This window comes from Streptomyces sp. NPDC038200 (assembly GCF_055600785.1).
In genome coordinates, this window is record NZ_JBVJYH010000001.1 from 172,224 (window position 1) to 194,024 (window position 21,801).

Below are 21,801 nucleotides of genomic sequence, written 5' to 3' on the forward strand. Positions count from 1 at the left end.
CTGGCCGGACCGGCCGATCAGCTCGGGTGCGAGGTCGGGGGCGTGGTCGGCGGCGTGAACGGGCGCGGGGTCGGCGGCGTGGTCGGGTCGGGCGAGCGCGCCGGGGTGGGTCTGTCGCCGGATGCCGTCGTCGGCGTGGGGGCGCCGAACAGCGGGAGGACGTGGCGTATCCGGAAGCGGCGGGCGTACGCCGCGGTGACCGCGGCGGCCAGGGCGAGAAGCACGAGGGAGAGGACCCGGGCGAGCAGCGGCACGGTGTCGGTCGGCAGGGTGGCGGCGGCGAGTGCGCTCAGTCCGCCGTCCAGCAGCTGTTCGGCACCCCAGACCAGGGTGAGCACCCGCAGTCCCCGGCGGAACGCGGCGCAGTCCCGCCAGATCCTGCTCCGCTCACGGGCCATGCCTCCCCGCTGCAGTCGCTGGCCGAGCTGGAAGGCCAGCGGTCTGCCGGTGCATGCCGTACCGAGGATCCACCCACCGACCACGAGGGACAGCGCGGCGTCCTTGAACAGCAGCAGGCGGGGGCCGCCGCCGATCAGGGACACCAGCCCGGCAGCGGCCGGCAGGACCGTGAAGAACAGGTCCACGCCGTCGATCCCGCGGTGCCGTACCACGCCCGCGAGCAGACGCAGGGCCGGTGGTGCGCCGCTCAGCAGCAGGGCCGGCCCCTGGCCGACGCCGAGTGCGCGGCCCGCGTAGTAGACGAGGAGCGGGAAGACGATGTCGACGGCGAGGGCGAGCAGCGGGCCGCGGACGGCACCGGTCGCACCGCCGCCCTCGGCCGCACGGGCGGGCCTGGTCGCACCGCCGCCGTCGGCCGCGCGGGCGGCCCCGGTCGCACCGCCGCTGCCGGGCGTGCTCTCCCTGGTACCGCGGTGTCGTGCGTGCTCCGTCCGGTCCGCCATGTCCGCCGCCTCCTCGCCCGGTGCCGGTTCGTGCCGCGCGACGCGACGACGGCGGCGCCCGGCGGTACTGCTGCCGACCGGACGGCACCGGCCTGCCCGACCACGCTAGGGGCGGGGCCGGGTCCGGCGGATCGGAGCACGGGTGGAGTGCCGGGTGGAGAGAGGGAGGACTGACGCGGGAGCGTTCTCCACCGACGGGTCCGGACCCAAGGGTGGAGACGGCGCCCCTCACTGATCCGGACGCGCCGTGTCTTCCCCGGTCCCGCCGGAGCCGCCCGTGGTCCCGCCGGACCCACCGGTACCGCCCATCCCATCGGCACCGTTCACCCCGCTCACGCCGTTGCCCTTGTGCGCGTGGTGAGGGTTCTTCGCGTGGGTGCGCAGGCGGGCCGTCACATCCTCCGGGGGCAGGAAGCGGGACCAGCGCTCGGGGAACTCCGAGGGCATGTCGAAGTCGTCGGGATCGGTCTCGCGGGCCGCCGCGGCACGGGCGACGTACTCGGCGACCTGCACCTCGCGCAGCCGCTCGTTGGCCTCGCGGGCCGCCGCCGTGGCCGCGGCCGGCCAGACCCGGTCGATGGCCGCGTTGACCGCCGCGCCGACGAGCACGGCGAAGGCGGACACCCCGATCCACAGCAGGACGGCGACGGCGGCGGCGAGGGAGCCGTAGATCGTGGCGCCCTCGATCGTGTGCGTGAGGTAGATGCGCAGCAGGAAACTGCCCATGACCCACATGGCGAGGGCGACCAGGGCGCCGGGGACGTCCTCGATCCACGGGGAACGCACCGGCACCGAGACGTGGTACAGCGTCGTCAGGAAGACGATGGACAGGACGATCACGACCGGCCAGTACAGGACCTGGACGACCGTCTCCGACCAGGGCACCACCCGGACCACCGCGTCCGGCCCGGCCACCATCAGCGGCAGCGCCACCGAGCCGATCAGCAGGGCCACGATGAACAGCAGGAACGCCATGATCCGGGTCTTGACGATGCCGCGGACGCCGTCCAGGCCGTACATGACGGTGATGGTGTCGATGAAGACGTTCACCGCGCGCGAGCCCGACCAGAGGGCGAACAGGAATCCGATGGAGATGACGTCGGGCCGGCCGCCCTGCATCACGTCGTGCAGGATCGGCTCGGCGATCTCCTTGACGCCCTTGTCGGACAGCACCGTACGGGAGGCCTCGAGGAGGTTGGTCTCCAGGCTGGAGATGGTGTCGGCACCGGTCCAGTCGTCGACGTAGCCGAGCAGTCCGATCAGGCTCAGCAGCAGCGGCGGCACGGACAGCAGCGTGAAGAACGCCGCCTCGGCCGCCAGGCCCAGGATGCGGTACTCCATGCAGGAGTTGACGGTGTCCTTGAGCAACAGCCAGGCGGTCCTGCGCTTGGAGACGTTCCGGTAGAGGGCTCTGGCCCGGTGGAGCCGGCCGGCCGGCCGCTCGGGGGGTTCACTTGCTGGCTGCACGACCCAAAGGTATCCGCAGCACGGGACCGCCCTCACCTTTCGGGGCCGACCAGCGGTTCGGCACATGTCCCGGCTCCGCTGTGCCACTCTGGAGGCCATCACCGCCCCCGTCCCGGGTAGGTTCGCAATCATGGCAGGCATCTCGACCCACACCGTGACGAACCAGCCGCCCCCGCTGGTCGGCTACGACGTCTTCACCGCCGACCGGGCCCTCACCGAGGCCGTGGACCGGCACACCGCACCCGACGTGCTGGACGAGGTCCGCACGGAGCTGTCCGCGCTGGGCCGGGCCGCCGGCTCCGCCCAGTTGCACGAGTGGGCGGATCAGGCGAACGAGCACCCGCCCCGGCTGCGCACCCACGACCGGTACGGCCACCGGATCGACGAGGTCGAGTTCCACCCCGCCTGGCACCGGCTGCTCGGCAAGGGCGTCTCGGCCGGGCTGACCGGCGCCTGGACGCGGCCCGCCGGTCAGGTGCGCCGGGCCGCCGGATTCCTGGTCTGGACGCAGGTCGAGGCGGGCACCTGCTGTCCGCTGTCGATGACGCACGCGGCCGTGCCCGCGCTGCGCGCCGACCCGGAGCTGGCCGCCGAGTGGGAGCCCCGGCTGACGTCCACGGTCTACGACCGCGAGCTGCGGCCCCCCGGGCAGAAGCCCGGCGCGCTGTTCGGAATGGGCATGACCGAGAAGCAGGGCGGCAGCGACGTCCGCGCCAACACGACCGAGGCGCGGCCCCTCGCCGAGGCCGGCACCTATGTGCTGACCGGGCACAAGTGGTTCTGCTCGGCACCCATGTCGGACGCGTTCCTGGTGCTCGCGCAGGCCCCCGACGGGCTCACCTGCTTCCTGGTCCCCCGGATCCTGCCCGACGGCAGCCGCAACGTCCTCCTCCTGCAGCGCCTCAAGGACAAGCTGGGCAACCGCGCGAACGCCTCCGCCGAGGTCGAGTTCGCCGGCACCTGGGCGCGCCGGGTCGGCGAGGAGGGGCAGGGGGTGCGCACGATCATCGGGATGGTCACCGCGACCCGGCTGGACTGCGCGCTGGGTTCGGCGGGCCTGATGCGGCAGGCGGTGGCCCAGGCCGTGCACCACTGCACCCACCGGGAGGCGTTCGGCGGGAAGCTGGTCGACAAACCGTTGATGCGCAACGTCCTCGCCGATCTCGCGCTGGAGTCGGAGGCGGCCACCGCGCTCGCGCTGCGGCTCGCCGCGGCCTGCGACGACGGCGGCGAGCAGGAGCGCGCCTTCCTGCGGCTCGCGGTGCCGGCCGCCAAGTACTGGATCACCAAGCGCTGTGCGCCCGTGGTCGTGGAGGCCGCCGAGTGTCTGGGCGGCAACGGGTACGTCGAGGAGTCCGGCATGCCCCGGCTGGTGCGGGAGTCGCCGCTGAACTCCGTCTGGGAGGGCGCCGGCAACGTCCAGGCGCTGGACGTGCTCCGGGCCCTGCAGCGGGAGCCGGGCGCGCTGGACGCCTGTCTCGTCGAGATCGGCCGGGCACACGGCGCCGACCACCGGCTGGACCGGGCGGTGAAGGACCTGTTCGCCGAACTCGCCGACCTGGACGGCATCGAGGGGCGGGCCCGGCGCCTTGCGGAGCGGCTCGCGCTGGTCCTGCAGGGTTCCCTGCTGGTGCGGCACGCGCCCCCGGAGGTCGCCGACGCCTTCTGCGCCTCGCGGCTGGGCGGCGACCACGGGGCGTCCTTCGGCACCCTGCCGAGGGGCCTGGACCTCGCCTCGGTCGTGGACCGGGCCCGGCCGGCGTTCTGATCCCGGCGGCCATGGCCGGCCTCGGGAGCCACGGGGAACGGCGCGACCGGCGACGAGGAGCCGGCGGACGTCGCGTACGCCCCGGGCCGCCCTCGCTCTCGCGCGTGCGCCCCGGCCGCCCTCGCTCTCGCGCGTGCGCGAGACCCGCGGTGGGGGTGGTGCTGCGCCGACACGGCACCACCCCCGCCATCTGGGCCCTTCGAGCCCGCGGACGCGCAGTGCGTCAGGGTCAAGTCTCAGCCACCCCCGATGGGTTCACCAGGGTTGCAGGGGGTTGCAACTTATGGGGGCACATGCGCGGAGTCTGTGCCTCCGCCAAGCCCGGAACGGCAGTATGAGGGGGACAGTCGGACCGGAAACCGCCGCCCGGACGGCTTGACAAGTGTGTTCGACGCCCTTTTCCGGGAGGACCGCCGTGGGGAACCCGCCGATGAACGTGGCGCGCCTGGCCGTCGTGGACGCGGCGCGGGCGGCGCGCGTGCTGAGCGAGGTGCGCGAGGCCACGCTCGCCGGGCACCGGGCGCGGATCGCGCCCCGTCCGGTGATCGAGCAGTCGTGGGGGCGGATGCTGCGCAGCGGCGTCGATCCCGAACGCGACTGCAGATCCCGTCCGTTGCCCTCCGACGAGGTGCGGCGCCGACGGGAGGAGTCGCCGCTGCGGCACGTCCTGCCGGTGCTGCGCGAGGGGCTGCTTTCGGTCGCGGACGTCGCCCAGCACATCATGGTCGTCGCGGACGCCGACGGGCGTGTGCTGTGGCGGGAGGGGGCGGCTCCGGTCCTGCGCAAGGCCGACGGGCTCGGTTTCGAACTCGGCGCGGACTGGCGCGAAGACGTCGTCGGCACCAACGGGGTGGGCACCCCGGCGGTCGTACGGCGTCCCGTGCAGGTGTTCGCCGGCGAGCACTTCGTACGGTCGCAGACCTCCTGGACGTGTTCGGGCGCCCCGATCACCGATCCGCGGGACGGCCGGCTGATCGGGGTGGTGGACGTCAGCGGCCCGCTGGAGACCATGCATCCGGCCACCCTCGCCTGGGTGGACTCGGTGGCCAAGCTGGCCGAGGCCCGTCTGCGGGAGGTGCACACCGCCTCGCTGGAGCGGCTGCGCGCGGTGGCGGCGCCGGTACTGGCCCGGCTGGGCGGGCGGACGCTGGCGGTGGACCGGAACGGCTGGACGGCCGCCGTGACCGGGATGCCGTACCTGCGGCGGGTGACGCTGCCCAAGTCGCTGGCACCGGGCCACCGCTGGCTGCCCTCGCTCGGCCCGTGCGCGGTGGAGCCGCTGGCCGGGGGCTGGCTGCTGCGGGTGGGGGACGAGCCGCTCGCCACCGCCGCCCGCCGGGTCCTGCTGGACCTCGCCCGGCCGGGCCGCTGCACGGTGACGGTCGCGGCCGCCGCGGGCTCCTGGACGCGGGAGCTGAGTCCGCGCCACGCCGAACTGCTGTTCCTGCTCGCCGAGCACCGCGCCGGACGCGGGGCGGCCGGGCTGGCCGAGGAGGTGTTCGGCGATCCTTCCAGGACCGTGACCGTGCGGGCCGAGATGTCCAGGATCCGGCGGTATCTCGGGGAACTCCTGCAGCATCGGCCGTATCGTTTCTGCGACGACACGGAAGTCGAGGTGATCCTTCCGGACGACCTCCGTGACCTGCTCCCGCAGTCGACGGCGCCGGCGGTGACCCGGAAACGGAATGCCCCGTAGGACAGCCGGGCCGCAACGCCCTGAGCAGGGACGACCGTCCGCCCACCCCCGGCTCCGCACGCACGCCCGCCACCCGTGTACGGGACTTGGCCCTGCCCGGCCCGTTCCTGCCGTAGCATCCCGTACGGGCCTCCCCACCTGTTCCTCGCGTGAACGTACGGACCGTGAGGCGCAGTTGGCCCGCCCTCTGGAGGAGAGATGAAGCATCGCGGCAGACACCGCCGACGCAGACGGGGCGCGGCCCTGCGCGCCGTCCTGGCCGGGACCGCGCTGGCGCTCACCGCCACCGCCACCCTGATCAGCGCGTCCCAGGCCGAGGTCACCGAGGGTCCCGGGGCGCTCAGGCCGCTGACCTCCACGGCGGACACCGGCCGGCTCCGTCTCCAGGAGCACCTGGTCCCCGCCCGCACGCTGGACCGGCTCGCCACCGCGATGGGTGGTCCGGTCGGTGTGGACGCCGTTCTCCAGAGCACCGACCGCGGCCTGCGGGAGGCCGCCGACTGCTCCGCCGGCGACCGCGCGTCCCTGCCCGTCGCCCCGGCCGCCGCCCGCGCCTACTGCTGGGACCCGGCCGACACCGCCACCGACTGGCGGCCCGCCTCCGTGACCACCTCCGGCGACGCCGACGACGACGGCGTCTGGGGCACCCACCGGGTGATCCTCGCCGGTGCGACCCACAGCACCACCACCGGCCGCCCCGCCGAGCGCGGCCTCGCCAAGGTCGCCTTCGTCGACGCCGACGACCCCGGGCACCTCGACTACCGCTGGGCGCTGCTGGTCGTACCGGTCGACGGCGGCCGGGACTACCGGGGTCTGACCTCGGGCGTCTCCGGCATGGTCTGGTACGAGAACAAGCTGTTCGTCACCACCACGGCCGGCAGCGCCGAGGCGCTCTACGTCTACGACCTCGACCGCATCCAGCGCACCTCGGTCGACGGACCCGGGATCGGCCGGGTGCCCGGCGGCTGGTCCGCCGACGGGTACGCCTATGTACTGCCCGCGATCGGCTCCTACCGTTTCACCGCCGGCCGCTGCGCACCCTCCGGGCCGCCCTGCCCCGGCGCGCTCGCCCTCGACCGCGGTACGGCGCCCGACAGTCTGGTCGCCGCGGAGTGGACCGCGCCCGGCGAGGACCGGCCCGCCCGGCTGTGGCGGTACGCGCTCAGCACCGATCCGGCGCGCGCCGGACTGCTCGCCACGGATGCCGCGGGGCGGGCGGACGCGGTGGAGGCGTACCGGACCCGGGCGGACGGGATCCGGGGCGTGCTGTCGTACCGGAAGGCCGGGGCGGACCGGCCGTCCTGGTATGTGGGACGGCTGCCCGATGCGCAGGACGGACACGGTGGGCTGTGGCGGCAGAACGCCGACGGTGCCCGGGCCGTCCGGTGCGGCGCCGACGCCTCGGACCGCTGCTGGGCGCAGGGAGCCGGCTCCCTTTCCTCCTGGCAGGAGACGGGTGAGGTCTGGTCCCTGTCGGACCGCATGCTGTTCGCGCTGCCCCTGGCGGACCTCGCCCGCTCCCTGGACTGACCCCGGCCGGCCGGCCCCGGGACGACGGGTCCGGCCTCCGCCCGCGCCCGCCCCGGACCCGATCGACAGACCGGGCGGCGGGATGATTCCCTGGCCCGCATGAGCAGCGTTCCTGTCACCACCTGGTCCCTGGAGCAGACCTCCCCGGCCGACCTCCTGCCCGCCGCCGCCCCCGAGGGCGACGTCCGGATCGTCCGCGCCGAGGTGCCCTCCCCCGAGTTCAGCCGGTTCCTGTACGCCTCGACCGGCGGCGACATCCGCTGGACCGACCGGCTGGGGTGGACGTACGCGCGGTGGCGGGAGCACCTGGAGCGGCCCGGCGTGGAGACCTGGGTGGCCTACGACCAGGGGACCCCGGCCGGCTATGTCGAGCTGGAGCCGCAGGACGAGGGCGTGGTCGAGATCGTCTACTTCGGGCTGATCCCCGCCTTCCGCGGCCGGCGCATCGGCGGCCACCTGCTGGCGTACGGCACGGCCCGCGCCTGGGACCTGGCCGAGCGGTGGCCGGGACGGACGCCGACGAAGCGGGTATGGCTGCACACGTGCAGCAAGGACGGCGAGTTCGCGATGGCCAACTACCAGCGGCGCGGCTTCCATCTGTTCGACACCAAGGTGGAGCTGGAGCCGGACGTGGCCACCCCCGGGCCCTGGCCCGGGGCATACCCCGCCTGACCTGCCGGGACAAGCCCTCCGGCAGAGCATGTGAGCGAGGACACCCTTGTTCCACATTTCGGGACAAGGATGTCCGCATGATGGACGAAGCTGGACTCTGTCCAGATCGCCGTGACACGCTTCCGTCATGTCTGGAACTGGAATTGCCTTGGTGAGTCGGCGGCACGTCGACCTCGGCCGCATGTCCAGCGCCATCTGTCCGGTGAGCTGACACCCCCAGCACCGCCGCCCTTCCCCGTACCTGATCACGCGTGCGCAATGACGCGCACTCATGCCCGCATGCGCACGTACGCGCAGGTCAGAGCCGCTCGTCGGCACCCGCCCACCGCCTCTCACCGACGGCGCTACGCGCCGGCCCCATCCGTCGCTGTCCCGAAGGACGTACAACCATGGCCGCCACCCCGCAGAACCCAGCCGCTTCCGCGCCCCGCCGCAAGGTGAGTCGTCACCGCGGTGAGGGTCAGTGGGCCGTCGGCCATTTCACGCCGCTCAACGGCAACGAGCAGTTCAAGAAGGACGACGACGGTCTCAATGTGCGGACACGCATTGAGACGGTCTACTCCCAGCGCGGTTTCGACTCGATCGACCCGAACGACCTGCGCGGCCGGATGCGCTGGTGGGGGCTGTACACCCAGCGCAAGCCCGGGATCGACGGCGGCAAGACCGCGATCCTGGAGCCGGAGGAGCTGGACGACAAGTACTTCATGCTGCGGGTCCGCATCGACGGCGGGGCGCTCACCACGCGGCAGCTGCGGGTGATCGGCGAGATCTCGCAGGAGTTCGCGCGCGGCACCGCGGACATCACGGACCGCCAGAACGTCCAGTACCACTGGATCCGGATCGAGGACGTGCCCGAGATCTGGGACCGGCTGGAGGGCGTGGGCCTGTCCACGGTCACCGCCTGCGGCGACACCCCGCGTGTGATGATCGGCTCCCCGGTGGCGGGCATCGCCGAGGACGAGATCATCGACGCCACGCCGGCGCTGGAGGAGATGAAGCGCCGCGTCCTGAACAACAAGGCGTACTCGAACCTCCCCCGGAAGTTCAAGACGGCCATCTCGGGCTCGCCGCTGCTGGACGTGGTGCACGAGATCAACGACGTCGCGTTCGTCGGCGTACGGCACCCCGAGCACGGCCCGGGCTTCGACGTGTGGGTCGGCGGCGGCCTGTCCACCAACCCCAAGCTGGGCGTGCGGCTCGGCGCCTGGGTGCCGATCGACGAGGTCCCGGACGTCTACGAGGGCGTCATCTCGATCTTCCGTGACTACGGCTACCGCCGGCTGCGCAACCGCGCCCGGCTGAAGTTCCTGGTCGCCGACTGGGGCGCGGAGAAGTTCCGGCAGGTGCTGGAGGACGAGTACCTCAAGCGCGAGCTGCTCGACGGGCCCGCCCCGGAGCAGCCGGTGCAGCAGTGGCGCGACCACATCGGTGTGCACCGGCAGAAGGACGGCCGTTTCTACGTCGGTTTCGCGCCGCGGGTCGGCCGGGTCGACGGTGCCACGCTGACGAAGGTGGCCGACCTCGCCGAGGCGCACGGCTCGGGCCGGGTCCGCACCACCGTCGAGCAGAAGATGATCATTCTGGACGTCGAGCAGGACCGGGTCGACTCGCTGGTGGAGGGCCTGGCGGCGCTCGACCTCACCGCCCGGCCGTCCTCCTTCCGGCGCGGCACCATGGCCTGCACCGGCATCGAGTTCTGCAAGCTCGCCATCGTGGAGACCAAGCAGCGCGGCTCGCAGCTGATCGACGAACTGGAGCGCCGCCTGCCGGACTTCGACGAGCCGATCACCATCAACCTCAACGGCTGCCCGAACGCCTGCGCCCGTATCCAGGTCGCGGACATCGGTCTCAAGGGGCAGCTGGTCCTCGACGACCGGGGCGAGCAGGTCGAGGGCTACCAGGTGCATCTCGGCGGCGCGCTCGGCCTGGAGCCGGGCTTCGGCCGCAAGGTGCGCGGCCTGAAGGTGACGTCGGACGAGCTGCCCGACTACATCGAGCGGGTGCTGAAGCGCTTCCAGGCGGAGCGCGCGGACGGCGAGCGGTTCGCCGCCTGGGCCGCCCGCGCTTCCGAGGAGGCACTGTCGTGAGCGAGCGGGCCGCACCTTTCTACTGCCCCTACTGCGGTGACGAGGACCTGCGTCCGGGTGAGCAGGGCCACGGCGCCTGGGAATGCGGCGCGTGCAACCGCGCATTCCAGCTCAAGTTCCTGGGGCTGCTGGCCCGGGGGCTGCAGCGAGCCGACAACGGAGGGGACGACCGGATATGACGACGGCTCAGGAAGAGCGTACGACCGACGAGCTGAAGGCGCTCGCCGAGCAGGCGGGCCGCGAGCTGGAGGACGCCTCCGCGCCGGAGATCCTGCAGTGGGCGGTGGACACCTTCGGCGCCAAGTTCTGCGTCACCTCCTCCATGGAGGACGCCGTCGTCGCCCATCTCGCCTCGCGCGTGCGGAAGGGTGTGGACGTCGTCTTCCTGGACACCGGTTACCACTTCCCGGAGACCATCGGCACCCGGGACGCCGTGGAGGCCGTGATGGACGTCCGCGTCCTCACCCTGACGCCCCGGCAGACGGTCGCCGAGCAGGACGCGGAGTACGGCCCGAAGCTGCACGACCGCGACCCCGACCTGTGCTGCAAGCTGCGCAAGGTGCAGCCGCTGGAGGAGGGCCTGAAGGGCTATCAGGCCTGGGCGACCGGCCTGCGCCGCGACGAGTCCCCGACCCGGGCGAACACCCCCGTCGTCGGCTGGGACGAGAAGCGGCGCAAGGTCAAGATCTCGCCGATCGCCCGCTGGACCCAGGACGACGTGGACGCGTACATCACCGAGCACGGCGTGCTCACCAACCCGCTGCTGATGGACGGCTACACCTCCGTCGGCTGCGCCCCGTGCACCCGCCGGGTCCTGGAGGGCGAGGACGCGCGGGCCGGCCGCTGGGCGGGCCGCGGCAAGACCGAGTGCGGGCTGCACGGATGACGAACGACCAGATTCAGGAGAACCACGTGACGACCGGAGCCACCGTCTGGCTCACGGGTCTGCCGAGCGCCGGCAAGACCACCATCGCGTACGAGCTGGCGGACCGGCTGCGTGCCGAGGGCCACCGTGCCGAGGTGCTCGACGGCGACGAGATCCGCGAGTTCATCTCGGCGGGCCTCGGCTTTTCCCGCGAGGACCGGCACACCAACGTGCAGCGCATCGGCTTCGTGGCCGAGCTGCTGGCCCGGAACGGCGTCAAGGCGCTGGTGCCGGTGATCGCGCCGTACGCCGACAGCCGGGACGCGGTACGCAAGCGGCACGAGGAGAACGGGACGTCGTACCTGGAGATCCATGTGGCGACTCCGGTCGAGGTGTGCAGCGTGCGCGATGTGAAGGGGCTGTACGCCAAGCAGGCCGCCGGTGAGCTGACCGGGCTGACCGGTGTGGACGACCCCTACGAGGAGCCCGAGACGCCCGACCTGCGGATCGAGTCGCAGCACCAGACCGTGCAGGAGTCCGCGGCGTCCGTGCACGCCCTGCTGAGCGAGAGGGGACTGGCATGACGACCGTCGCCAAGGCCACGACGGGCGGCGAGGGGACGGACACCCCCTACGCCCTGTCGCACCTGGACGCCCTGGAGTCCGAGGCGGTGCACATCTTCCGCGAGGTGGCGGGCGAGTTCGAGAACCCGGTGATCCTGTTCTCCGGCGGCAAGGACTCCATCGTCATGCTGCACCTCGCGCTGAAGGCGTTCGCGCCGGCCGCGGTGCCCTTCTCCCTCCTCCATGTGGACACGGGACACAACTTCCCCGAGGTCCTTGAGTACCGCGACCGTGTGGTCGCCGCACATGGGCTGCGCCTCCATGTGGCTTCGGTCCAGGACTACATCGACCGCGGTGTACTCAAGGAACGTCCCGACGGCACCCGTAACCCGCTCCAGACCCTTCCCCTGACGGAGAAGATCCAGAGCGAGAAGTTCGACGCGGTCTTCGGCGGCGGACGCCGCGACGAGGAGAAGGCCCGCGCCAAGGAGCGCGTCTTCTCGCTGCGCGACGAGTTCTCCCAGTGGGACCCGCGCCGTCAGCGCCCCGAACTGTGGAACCTGTACAACGGCCGGCACGCCCCCGGCGAGCACGTCCGCGTCTTCCCGCTGTCCAACTGGACCGAGCTGGACGTCTGGCAGTACATCGACCGCGAGGGCATCGACCTGCCGCAGATCTACTTCGCGCACGAGCGCGAGGTGTTCCGGCGGAGCGGGATGTGGCTGACGGCCGGCGAGTGGGGCGGCCCGAAGGACGGCGAGACCGTCGAGAAGCGGCTGGTGCGCTACCGCACGGTCGGTGACATGTCCTGCACCGGCGCCGTCGACTCGGACGCGACCACGCTGGACGCCGTGATCGCCGAGATCGCCGCCTCCCGGCTGACCGAGCGGGGCGCGACCCGTGCCGACGACAAGCTGTCCGAGGCCGCGATGGAAGACCGCAAGCGCGAGGGGTACTTCTAAGCATGAGCACGACCACGACCGAGGCACTCTCGGCCACCACCCTGCTGCGGTTCGCCACCGCCGGCTCGGTCGACGACGGCAAGTCCACGCTCGTCGGCCGGCTGCTGCACGACTCCAAGTCGGTCCTCACCGACCAGCTGGAGGCCGTCGAGCGCGCCTCCGCGAGCCGGGGCCAGGACGGCCCGGACCTCGCGCTGCTCACCGACGGCCTGCGCGCCGAGCGGGAGCAGGGCATCACCATCGACGTCGCCTACCGCTACTTCGCGACGCCGCGCCGCCGGTTCATCCTCGCCGACACCCCGGGCCATGTGCAGTACACCCGGAACATGGTCACCGGCGCCTCCACCGCCGAGCTGACCGTGATCCTGGTCGACGCCCGCAACGGCGTGGTCGAGCAGACCCGCCGGCACGCGGCCATCGCCGCCCTCCTGCGCGTCCCGCACGTCGTCCTCGCCGTCAACAAGATGGACCTCGTGGGGTACGAGGAGCGGGTCTTCGCCACGATCGCCGAGGAGTTCACGGCGTACGCCACCGAGCTGGGCGTCCCCGAGGTCACCGCGATCCCGATCTCGGCGCTGGCCGGCGACAACGTCGTGGAGCCGTCCGCCACCATGGACTGGTACGGCGGTCCCACCGTGCTGGAGCACCTGGAGACCGTGCCGGTCAGCCACGACCTGGCGCACTGCCACGCGCGGCTGCCGGTGCAGTACGTGATCCGGCCGCAGACCGCCGAGCACCCGGACTACCGGGGCTACGCCGGCCAGATCGCGGCGGGCACCTTCCGGGTGGGCGACCACGTCACCGTCCTGCCGTCCGGCCGCACGACGACGATCTCCGGCATCGACCTGCTCGGCACCCCGGTCGACGTCGCCTGGACGACGCAGTCGGTGACGGTGCTCCTCACGGACGACATCGACGTCTCGCGCGGCGACCTGATCGTGCCGACGAAGGACGCGCCGGCCACCACCCAGGACGTCGAGGCGACCGTCTGCCATGTCGCCGACGCCCCGCTCACCGTGGGCCACCGGGTGCTGCTCAAGCACGGCACGCGCACGGTCAAGGCGATCGTGAAGGACATCCCGTCCCGGCTCACGCTCGACGACCTGTCCCTGCACCCGCACCCCGGACAGCTCGTCGCCAACGACATCGGCCGGGTGAAGATCCGTACCGCCGAGCCGCTGCCGGTCGACTCCTACGCCGACTCGCGCCGCACGGGCTCCTTCATCCTGATCGACCCGGCCGACGGCACCACGCTCACCGCGGGCATGGTCGGCGAGTCGTTCGCGTCCCCCGAGCCGGTCAAGGACGACCCCGACGACGACGGTTGGGACTTCTGACCATGAACTCCACCGATTTCTACTCGACGTTCGCGAAGGAGGGCGGCCGCGTCGGCAGCGGCGCCCTCGGCAGCGGGCAGGGCGGAGTGGCGCGATGTGTGCGCTGACGTACGCGCACCGCTTGCGCGCCCGCACCCCCCACCGCCGTAGACGAAGATCTGCCGACCTCCCGGCCACGACCTGAAAGCCCGTGACCGCCGGGCCTCCGAGAGGAACACCTCCCGTGCCTGCAACAAAAGCCTTCCGTCGCACCTTCGCGGTGATAGCCGCGCTCCCCCTTCTCACCCTCGCCGCCTGCGGTTACGGGTCCGAGGCCAAGGACGACACCTCCGCCAAGGTCGCCGCCGGGGCCAAGAAGATCGACGGGCTCGGCTCCGTCAAGATCGGATACTTCGGCAACCTGACCCACGCCACCGCGCTGGTCGGCAACCAGAAGGGCTTCTTCCAGAAGGAGCTGGGCGCCACCAAGGCCGACTACCAGATCTTCAACGCCGGCCCGTCCGAGATCGAGGCCCTGAACTCGGGCTCCATCGACATCGGCTGGATCGGCCCCTCCCCCTCGATCAACGGCTACACCAAGTCCCAGGGCAAGAACCTGCGGATCATCGGAGGTTCGGCGTCCGGCGGGGTGAAGCTGGTCGTCGACCCGAAGAAGATCAAGTCGCTGAAGGACGTCAAGGGCAAGAAGATCGCCACCCCTCAGCTGGGCAACACGCAGGACGTGGCGTTCCTCAACTGGGTGGCCGAGCAGGGCTGGAAGGTCGACGCGGAGAGCGGCAAGGGTGACGTCTCCGTCATCCGCACGGACAACAAGGTGACCCCGGACGCCTTCAAGTCCGGCTCCATCGACGGCGCCTGGGTGCCGGAGCCGACCGCGTCCAAGCTGGTCGCCGAGGGCGGCAAGGTGCTGCTGGACGAGTCCTCCCTGTGGCCCGACAAGAAGTTCGTGATCACGAACATCATCGTGTCGCAGAAGTTCCTGAAGGAGCACCCGAAGGCCGTCGAGGCGGTTCTGAAGGCGTCGGTCGAGACCAACAAGTGGATCAACGCCAACCCGGACGAGGCGAAGGCCGCCGCGAACAAGCAGCTGGGCAGCGACTCGGGCAAGGAGCTGCCGGCCGAGGTCCTGGACCCGGCGTGGAAGTCCATCCAGATCACCGACGACCCGCTGGCCGCGACCCTCAACACCGAGGCGGAGCACGCCGTCAAGGCCGGTCTGCTGGAGAACCCCAAGCTCGACGGCATCTATGACCTCACCCTCCTGAACAAGGTCCTTGCGGCCGAGGGCAAGGCGACCGTCAGCGACGCCGGACTCGGCGCCAAGTAGATCCCCGGCCGATGAGTTCCCAGGAGGTGACGACCATGGCAACGACCCTGGCGAAGGCCGCCGAGACGGTCGAGCACGCGGCGCGCATCGAGCACGTCTCGAAGTCCTTCGCGACACCGGGCGGGCAGCAGCTCGTCCTGGACGACATCAGCCTCGATGTCGCACCGGGCGAGTTCGTCACCCTCCTGGGGGCCTCGGGCTGCGGAAAGTCGACGCTGCTGAACCTGGTGGCGGGGCTGGACCGGCCCTCCGCCGGCAGCATCGCGACCGAGGGGCGTCCGGCCCTGATGTTCCAGGAGCACGCCCTGTTCCCGTGGCTGACCGCGGGCAAGAACATCGAACTCGCCCTCAAACTCAGGGGCGTTCCGAAGAGCGACCGCCGCGAGCGGGCCGAGCAGCTGCTCGAACTGGTGCGGCTCCAGGGCTCGTACGGCAAGCGGGTGCACGAGCTGTCCGGCGGCATGCGGCAGCGGGTGGCCATGGCCCGGGCGCTCGCGCAGGACAGTCAGCTGCTGCTGATGGACGAGCCGTTCGCGGCGCTGGACGCGATCACCCGTGACCTGCTGCACGACGAGCTGACCCGGATCTGGGCGGAGACGGGCGTGTCCGTCCTGTTCGTCACGCACAACGTGCGCGAGGCGGTACGGCTCGCGCAGCGGGTGGTGCTGCTGTCCTCCCGCCCGGGCCGGGTGGCCCGCGAGTGGCGGGTGGACATTCCGCAGCCGCGGCGCATCGAGGACGCGCCGGTCGCCGAACTGTCCCTCGAGATCACCGAAGTACTGCGTGGGGAGATCCGGCGTCATGGCCAGCACTGAGACGAAGACCGTGGAGGACGCGGGGAGCGTCGAGGCGGGTCTGGACGCCCTGGAGGCATCCGCCGTCGGCCGTACGCCGTTCCGGCAGACCTTCGTCCACAAGATCCTGCCGCCGATCGTCGCCACCGCGGTGGTGCTGGTCGTGTGGCAGGCGCTGATCTCCTTCAAGATCGTCGACGACCCGACGAAGCTGCCGTCGCCCGCCGACGTCGGCAACGAGTTCAAGCGCGCCTGGCTCGAGGGCAAGCTGGTCGGTTACATCTGGACCAGCGTCTCGCGCGGTCTGCTGGGCTTCCTGTTCGCGCTGGCCATCGGCACCCCCCTGGGTCTGCTGGTGGCGCGGGTGAAGTTCGTGCGCGCCGCCATCGGCCCGGTGCTGTCGGGTCTGCAGTCGCTGCCGTCGGTGGCGTGGGTGCCGCCCGCGGTGCTCTGGCTGGGGCTCGACAACAAGATGATGTACGCGGTGATCCTGCTGGGAGCGGTGCCGTCCATCGCCAACGGGCTCGTCTCCGGCATCGACCAGGTGCCGCCGCTGTACCTGCGGGCGGGCCGCACCATGGGCGCGACCGGGGTGAGGGGCGCCCTGCACATCGTCCTGCCGGCCTCGCTGCCGGGCTACCTGGCCGGTCTGAAGCAGGGCTGGGCCTTCTCCTGGCGCTCGCTGATGGCCGCGGAGATCATCGCCTCCTCGCCGGATCTGGGCATCGGGCTGGGCGCCCTGCTGGAGAACGGCCGCAACGCCAGCTCCATGCCCATGATCTTCGAGGCCATCCTGCTCATCCTGTTCGTCGGCATCGCCATCGACCTGCTGATCTTCAGCCCGCTGGAGCGGCGGGTCCTGCGCAGCCGCGGTCTGCTGGTGAAGAGCTGACGCCTCATGCACAGCAAGCCGGTTCTCCTCGTCATCGCCCACGGCAGCCGCGACCCGCGGCACGCGGCGACCGTGCACGCCCTCGTGGAGCGGGTGCGGTCGCTGCGGCCGGGCCTGCGTGTGGAGACCGGCTTTCTGGACTTCAACGTCCCGTCCGTGCACGGGGTGCTGGAGTCGCTGGCGGCGGAGGGGGTACGGGACGTCATCGCCCTGCCGTTGCTGCTGACCCGGGCGTTCCACGCCAAGGCCGACATCCCGGCCGTGTTGCGGGAGGCGCCGGCCCGGCTGCGGATCCGTCAGGCGGATGTGCTCGGCCCGTCCCCGCTGCTGCTGTCGGCGCTGGAACGGCGGCTCCACGAGGCGGGGCTGACATCCGCCGACAAGCCCTCGACCGGGGTCGTGCTGGCCTCGGCGGGGTCCTCCGACCCGGAGGCGATCGCAGTGATCGCCGACATCGCGCGGGAGTGGTGGCACACCGGTTGGTGCGCCGTGCGGCCTGCGTTCGCCTCCGCATCTCTGCCGCGCACCGAGGACGCGGTGCGCGAGCTGCGGCGGCTGGGCTGCGAGCGGGTGGCCGTGGCGCCGTACGTCCTGGCCCCCGGCTTCCTGCCGGACCGCATCGCACGGGGCGCGGCCGGGGCGGACGTACGCGCCGAGGTGCTCGGTCCGGCCCCGGAGGTGGCTCGTCTCCTGCTGGAGCGGTTCGACGAAGCGGCGCTGCGGCATTCGCTCCGGCGCATCGCCTGACATTTCCCCGCGCGACGGTCCGGCCCCTGGTACGACGCCTTCGACTGTCGTGACTTATTCACGCGGACACCGCCTGCATAAATTCGGCGAAAAACGGAACCTCAGAGAACACTCAACTGAGTTGCCGCCCCACTCGTTCACGCGGAAGGATGATCGCACAAGCCGAAGAACGGGGAACACGGTGAACATCAGCAAGAAATGGCTGACCACTTTGGCGGCACCGGTCGCCGCCGGAATTCTTTTGACCGGCATGGCGGCCCCGCAGGCGTCCGCCGCCACGCACAAGGCGGACGCCACCTGTTCCGCCTCGCTCACTCCCACGGCGGACGCCAAGATCAAGGTGCGGACGTACTACACCAAGAAGACGAGCACGACCTGGCAGCACCTGAGCCGGTACTTCTACCCGAGCAGCCACGGCATCAAGAAGTCCCGCTCGGACACGGACGTGGCCAGCTGGCTGCTCGTCGGCTCCAGCCGGAAGGGCTGGGAACACGAGAAGCCCGGTTCGATCCGCTGGGACATGAACTCGTACAGCTACGACTACCCCAAGGGCCAGCGTCCCGTGACCAAGAAGGGCAAGACCCGCCTGGTCGTCCACGGCTGGTACGCGCTCGACACCTGGCCGACCGAGTGCAAGGCCCAGTCCTGGGTGTTCTAGTCCGCCGACCGTCGCGTGGGTGCGCAGCGGCGCTGCGCACCCACGCGGTGTCCCTGACACCGGGAAACGCATGAGCACCCAGAAACGCCTTCTCGTACTGGCTTCGGCATTGAGCGGACTTCTTCTCGCCACCGGATGCACTTCGGCGTCGCCGAGTGGGAAAGCAGAGCCGGCCGGAAACCATTCCATCGCGCTGGCCGACGGGGATTCCAGCGGTTACATCACCTACGACACGAAGCACGAGGTACTGGCCGGATACACGAGCGACGGTACCGAGAAATGGCGGGAGAGCCGCTATTTCCCCACCGACGTGCACTGCGCGGGTTCCTGTCCGAACGCCGTCATATCGGCGACCGCCGACATGAACGAACGGGAATCACGGACGCACACCGTCTGGAAAACCGGTGACGCATCCACGGTCCGCTCGTCTCCCAGCCGGTCCCTCGTCGTCCACTGGGCCAGGGACCGGGACACCTGGGTGGCGACGGACGAGTCCTCGATCACCTGGTCGGACTCCGGGAGACTCCACACCAAGAGGTTCGCCGAAGGCGTCGGCGACGCGCTGGGGCGGGTTTCCGGCGACGGAAGCACCCTGGTGGTCTCCGTCCAGCTCGGTTCCGCCAGGACATGGAGCGCCTACCGCTTCCGGCTCACGGGCGCGCGTCTGTCACCGGTCCTGGTCTCCGACACCCTGCCCGGAAGCATCGGGTGCCTGTCCGCACAGCGGGAATCCATGTGGACGCTCGGCGAGAAGGCCGTCGAGTACGACCTGGCGACCGGCAGGAAGCTCCGTGAGGTCCCGCAGTTCCTCAGCGACTGCGCCAGTTCCCGGAGCACGACCGTGCTGGGGACCTTCTCGGCGGGGACGGGCGAGGCGCGGCAGACGATCTCCCTCGCCTCGGCGGACCGGTCCGCGCCCCTGCGCAGGACCGTGGTGAACGGCGACGGCGAGATCGGTGTCTTCCGTGACTGCGGGGTGCTGCTGTCGGACGGCCGCCTGACGACACTCTCGGCGGACGGGAAGAGGCGACCGACGAAGATCGGCGCCCACAGCGTGCTGACCACACCCGACGGCCTCGTCTACAGCGTCGGCCCGTCGGGGAGGCCGGAGCGGCACCGCGTCACCGCCGGGCAGCGGGAGTGCCGCATCACCTGACGGACCGCTCCGGCGCGTCGCCCCGCCCGCCCGCTCCCGGGCGCCCGGCACCGGCCGGGGGGCCGTGCCGTCCCCGCGGGCCCCGGCCTGCTCGGTCTTCCGAAAACCCTTCCTGGGCACCTCGGGATCTGCTGGGATGGACCCCTGAGCACTATCGGGGGAGAACGGTTCACGTGGCCGGTCGGGAGTTCGGGTATCACCTGGGGCTGCCCAGGGCCCTGTCGGGTCTGCCGCTCAGCCCGCTCGTGCCCGGGTACGGCGCCCTCGCCGCCGCACAGCACGCGGCGGGCTTACGTCACCTCGGCGAGATGCTGGGAACGGGCGCCGGCGGGTTACGGGTGCTGGACGGGCTGTACGTGCCGGCGGGGCAGCGCGGCCGGCGCCGGGTGGACGCAGCGCTGCTGGAAGCGCTGGTCCGGTCCTCCGACACCGCCTTCGTCCCGCTCGCCGAGCGGCTGGCCGCGCTGCACCACACCGACCCGCAGGCGCTGCGCAGGATCGTCCTCTACCAGCTGATCAACCTGCTCCAGGAGCATCCCGAGCCTCAACGCGGCACAACGGTGCGCCAGTTGGGCGTTCACCAGGACGAGGTGGCGGGTCTGCTGGCGGCAGCCCGGCTGCGTCCCGCGCTCGACCGGCGGCAGCGCGACGCCGCCGAGTCGCTGGCCGACGCCCGGGCGCAGGGGCGGGTGCACCGGCTGCGCGCCCTGCTCGACCGGTTACCGCAGGACGGTGCCGACCCGGCACTGGCGGCCGTGCGGGCCGGGGCGGCCGAGCGGCTGCGCGCCGCCGAGGACGCCCTGCGGGCCGGTCGGCGGGCCGAGGAGCGGGGTGACCGGGAGGCGGCGAGCGCCGGGTACCTCTGGGCGCTGCACGCCGCCGCCGACGACCGGCGCGCACTGGGCGGACTGGTCCGCGTGCACGGCCGCCGCTCCACGCTCGGCGCCGAACTCCGCCCCGACCACGTCGAGCTGAGCTGGAAGGACAGCCGGGAGCCGCCCGGCGAGTGGCGGCTGCTGCGGCTGTACCGGGACCGGCGGGGCAGACCGGCCGTCCGCTGCGTCCTCGACTCCGTCACGGCCACCGCCACCGCGGGCACGGTACGGGACGGCGGGGCCGGACCCGGCACCACGGTCCGGTACGCGGCCCTGCCCCTGCGCCACGGGCGGGTGGACGGGCCGCCGCTGGTGTCCCGGCGGCTGCTCGTCGCCCCCGAGGTGGAACGCCCCGTGCTGACGGACGGCCCGGAGCGGATCGACTGCACCTGGCGGCGCCCGGCCGGCGCCGCCGACGTCACGGTCGAGCACATCGGCCCCGACGGCCGCACCGCGCACCTTGCCGCGCACACCGACGGGTTCACCGCCACCGGCCTGCCGGCCGGCAGCCACGCCTTCCGCATCGTGTGCCACTACCGCACGGCCGACGGCCGCACCGTCCCCTCCCCCGGCCTCCGCGCGACCGCCACCGTGCACCCCTGGCCGGAACCCGTGCACACCCTGACCGCCCGGCCCACGGGCGGGACCGTACGGTTCGACTGGACCGGCGCCGGTGACGCCGAGGTACGGCTGGTGGTCTGGCCCGACGGGGCTCCGGAGCCGGGCACCGAACTGCGCACCGACGAGCTGCCGCCCCCGCTCGACTGGCCCGGCCCGGCGGGCGCCCTGTGCCCGCCGCCGGGCGCCTACGCCCGGGTCGGCGCGGTCGCCGTGCGCGGCCCCCGGGCGCTCGCGGGGCCGGCGGTCGGCGTGGAGGCCGTACGGCCGGTGCCCGGACTGGCCGCCCACCGGCTCCCGGACGGGCAGGCACGGATCGTCCTGGACTGGCCGGAGGACGTCCCGCACCTGGTGGTCGGCTGGGCTCCGGTGGGGTCCGCCGGCGGCGGGGAACGCACGGTGACCGCGCACGCCTACCGGCGCGGCGGGCTCCAGCTGCCCGTCGGCCCCGGTGCCGTACGGGTGCGGGCCGCGTCGGCGCCCCGGGTGCCCGGCGCGGTGATCGTGGTGCCCGAGGCGGCCGAGGTCCTGGTACCGCCGGACGCGGCCGTCTCCTACCGGCTGGTGCGGGCCCCGCGGAAGATCCTCGGCCGGGGCCGGACACTGCTGCGCGTCACCCTGACCGCGCCCGGCGGCCTCACCCAGGTCCCGGAGTTCGTGTGCGTCGCCCGCGGCGGCACCCTCCGCCCGCGCAACGCCGCCGACGGGACGACCGTCCTGCGGATCCCCGGACCCGAACTGGCGCGGCACGGGAGCCTCGAACGGGAGCTGCCCACCGCCCCCTGCCCGGCCCCCTACACCCTGCGCGGCTTTCTGCTCGGGGAGCACGCGGCCTCGGTCCGACTCGAAGAACCCTCTCTCGCCAGCCTGGTGGTGCGCTGAGCC

The 21,801-nt window shown here is 72.2% G+C and carries 20 protein-coding genes; 18 read left to right on the plus strand and 2 right to left on the minus strand.

Annotated elements, in window-relative coordinates:
• Positions 1-17: 17 nt before the first annotated feature.
• A complete protein-coding gene (locus ACZ7KF_RS00760; protein ID WP_471067807.1) occupies positions 18-902 on the minus strand; it encodes a VC0807 family protein in 885 nt (294 codons plus the stop codon).
• A 228-nt stretch (positions 903-1,130) separates the two neighbouring features.
• Positions 1,131-2,369 (minus strand): YihY/virulence factor BrkB family protein, encoded by a 1,239-nt coding sequence (locus ACZ7KF_RS00765; RefSeq protein ID WP_471067810.1) that lies wholly within the window; start codon positions 2,367-2,369, stop codon positions 1,131-1,133.
• 130 nt (positions 2,370-2,499) lie between these two features.
• On the opposite strand from ACZ7KF_RS00765, the gene ACZ7KF_RS00770 reads away from it, so the two are divergent.
• From ACZ7KF_RS00770 to ACZ7KF_RS00855, 18 genes are all read left to right on the plus strand, one after another.
• On the plus strand, positions 2,500-4,137 hold the full coding sequence (locus ACZ7KF_RS00770) for an acyl-CoA dehydrogenase family protein (protein WP_471067812.1): 1,638 nt from the start codon (positions 2,500-2,502) through the stop codon (positions 4,135-4,137).
• A 430-nt stretch (positions 4,138-4,567) separates the two neighbouring features.
• Entirely contained in the window at positions 4,568-5,833 is a 1,266-nt protein-coding gene (locus ACZ7KF_RS00775; RefSeq protein WP_471067815.1) for a GAF domain-containing protein, read from the plus strand.
• 198 nt (positions 5,834-6,031) lie between these two features.
• Entirely contained in the window at positions 6,032-7,363 is a 1,332-nt protein-coding gene (locus tag ACZ7KF_RS00780) for a hypothetical protein (protein ID WP_471067818.1), read from the plus strand.
• Positions 7,364-7,462: 99 nt separating this feature from the next.
• Entirely contained in the window at positions 7,463-8,035 is a 573-nt protein-coding gene (locus ACZ7KF_RS00785) for a GNAT family N-acetyltransferase (RefSeq protein WP_471067820.1), read from the plus strand.
• A gap of 127 nt (positions 8,036-8,162) precedes the next feature.
• A complete protein-coding gene (locus ACZ7KF_RS00790) occupies positions 8,163-8,246 on the plus strand; it encodes a putative leader peptide (RefSeq protein ID WP_309474722.1) in 84 nt (27 codons plus the stop codon).
• Positions 8,247-8,424: 178 nt separating this feature from the next.
• A complete protein-coding gene (locus ACZ7KF_RS00795; protein WP_471067822.1) occupies positions 8,425-10,122 on the plus strand; it encodes a nitrite/sulfite reductase in 1,698 nt (565 codons plus the stop codon).
• Entirely contained in the window at positions 10,119-10,301 is a 183-nt protein-coding gene (locus ACZ7KF_RS00800; RefSeq protein WP_385840688.1) for a hypothetical protein, read from the plus strand. The genes ACZ7KF_RS00795 and ACZ7KF_RS00800 overlap by 4 nt, the downstream gene beginning before the upstream one ends.
• Entirely contained in the window at positions 10,298-11,008 is a 711-nt protein-coding gene (locus ACZ7KF_RS00805; protein ID WP_471067826.1) for a phosphoadenylyl-sulfate reductase, read from the plus strand. Before ACZ7KF_RS00800 ends, ACZ7KF_RS00805 begins: the two co-directional genes overlap by 4 nt.
• A gap of 26 nt (positions 11,009-11,034) precedes the next feature.
• Positions 11,035-11,571: an adenylyl-sulfate kinase gene (gene cysC / locus ACZ7KF_RS00810; RefSeq protein ID WP_471067829.1), complete on the plus strand. Its 537-nt coding sequence runs from the start codon at positions 11,035-11,037 to the stop codon at positions 11,569-11,571.
• On the plus strand, positions 11,568-12,512 hold the full coding sequence (gene cysD, locus ACZ7KF_RS00815) for a sulfate adenylyltransferase subunit CysD (protein WP_471067833.1): 945 nt from the start codon (positions 11,568-11,570) through the stop codon (positions 12,510-12,512). The genes cysC and cysD overlap by 4 nt, the downstream gene beginning before the upstream one ends.
• Before the next feature lie 2 nt (positions 12,513-12,514).
• Entirely contained in the window at positions 12,515-13,849 is a 1,335-nt protein-coding gene (locus ACZ7KF_RS00820) for a sulfate adenylyltransferase subunit 1 (protein ID WP_471067836.1), read from the plus strand.
• 223 nt (positions 13,850-14,072) lie between these two features.
• Positions 14,073-15,176: an aliphatic sulfonate ABC transporter substrate-binding protein gene (locus ACZ7KF_RS00825; protein WP_471067838.1), complete on the plus strand. Its 1,104-nt coding sequence runs from the start codon at positions 14,073-14,075 to the stop codon at positions 15,174-15,176.
• 11 nt (positions 15,177-15,187) lie between these two features.
• The gene (locus ACZ7KF_RS00830; protein WP_471067841.1) at positions 15,188-15,991 is read left to right on the plus strand and encodes an ABC transporter ATP-binding protein; all 804 of its coding nucleotides are present in this window, start codon (positions 15,188-15,190) and stop codon (positions 15,989-15,991) included.
• Complete coding sequence (locus ACZ7KF_RS00835; protein ID WP_471067844.1) at positions 15,978-16,862, plus strand: ABC transporter permease; 885 nt, start codon at positions 15,978-15,980, stop codon at positions 16,860-16,862. The genes ACZ7KF_RS00830 and ACZ7KF_RS00835 overlap by 14 nt, the downstream gene beginning before the upstream one ends.
• A gap of 6 nt (positions 16,863-16,868) precedes the next feature.
• Positions 16,869-17,609, plus strand: a complete 741-nt coding sequence (locus tag ACZ7KF_RS00840; RefSeq protein WP_471067847.1) for a sirohydrochlorin chelatase — start codon at positions 16,869-16,871, stop codon at positions 17,607-17,609.
• A gap of 181 nt (positions 17,610-17,790) precedes the next feature.
• Positions 17,791-18,267 carry a hypothetical protein gene (locus ACZ7KF_RS00845; RefSeq protein WP_401420964.1) on the plus strand — a complete coding sequence of 159 codons (477 nt, stop codon included), beginning with the start codon at positions 17,791-17,793 and terminating at the stop codon, positions 18,265-18,267.
• A 70-nt stretch (positions 18,268-18,337) separates the two neighbouring features.
• Positions 18,338-19,423 (plus strand): hypothetical protein, encoded by a 1,086-nt coding sequence (locus ACZ7KF_RS00850; RefSeq protein ID WP_471067850.1) that lies wholly within the window; start codon positions 18,338-18,340, stop codon positions 19,421-19,423.
• Between the two features lie 173 nt (positions 19,424-19,596).
• On the plus strand, positions 19,597-21,798 hold the full coding sequence (locus tag ACZ7KF_RS00855) for a hypothetical protein (protein WP_471067852.1): 2,202 nt from the start codon (positions 19,597-19,599) through the stop codon (positions 21,796-21,798).
• Positions 21,799-21,801 lie beyond the last annotated feature (3 nt).

Bases quoted from the DNA above. Each gene is read 5' to 3' on its own strand.
- ACZ7KF_RS00760 (WP_471067807.1), bottom strand. From the start codon at position 902: ATGGCGGACCGGACGGAGCACGCACGACACCGCGGTACCAGGGAGAGC.
- ACZ7KF_RS00770 (WP_471067812.1), top strand. From the start codon at position 2,500: ATGGCAGGCATCTCGACCCACACCGTGACGAACCAGCCGCCCCCGCTG.
- ACZ7KF_RS00775 (WP_471067815.1), top strand. From the start codon at position 4,568: ATGAACGTGGCGCGCCTGGCCGTCGTGGACGCGGCGCGGGCGGCGCGC.
- ACZ7KF_RS00780 (WP_471067818.1), top strand. From the start codon at position 6,032: ATGAAGCATCGCGGCAGACACCGCCGACGCAGACGGGGCGCGGCCCTG.
- ACZ7KF_RS00785 (WP_471067820.1), top strand. From the start codon at position 7,463: ATGAGCAGCGTTCCTGTCACCACCTGGTCCCTGGAGCAGACCTCCCCG.
- ACZ7KF_RS00790 (WP_309474722.1), top strand. From the start codon at position 8,163: ATGTCTGGAACTGGAATTGCCTTGGTGAGTCGGCGGCACGTCGACCTC.
- ACZ7KF_RS00795 (WP_471067822.1), top strand. From the start codon at position 8,425: ATGGCCGCCACCCCGCAGAACCCAGCCGCTTCCGCGCCCCGCCGCAAG.
- ACZ7KF_RS00805 (WP_471067826.1), top strand. From the start codon at position 10,298: ATGACGACGGCTCAGGAAGAGCGTACGACCGACGAGCTGAAGGCGCTC.
- cysD (WP_471067833.1), top strand. From the start codon at position 11,568: ATGACGACCGTCGCCAAGGCCACGACGGGCGGCGAGGGGACGGACACC.
- ACZ7KF_RS00820 (WP_471067836.1), top strand. From the start codon at position 12,515: ATGAGCACGACCACGACCGAGGCACTCTCGGCCACCACCCTGCTGCGG.
- ACZ7KF_RS00830 (WP_471067841.1), top strand. From the start codon at position 15,188: ATGAGTTCCCAGGAGGTGACGACCATGGCAACGACCCTGGCGAAGGCC.
- ACZ7KF_RS00835 (WP_471067844.1), top strand. From the start codon at position 15,978: ATGGCCAGCACTGAGACGAAGACCGTGGAGGACGCGGGGAGCGTCGAG.
- ACZ7KF_RS00840 (WP_471067847.1), top strand. From the start codon at position 16,869: ATGCACAGCAAGCCGGTTCTCCTCGTCATCGCCCACGGCAGCCGCGAC.
- ACZ7KF_RS00850 (WP_471067850.1), top strand. From the start codon at position 18,338: ATGAGCACCCAGAAACGCCTTCTCGTACTGGCTTCGGCATTGAGCGGA.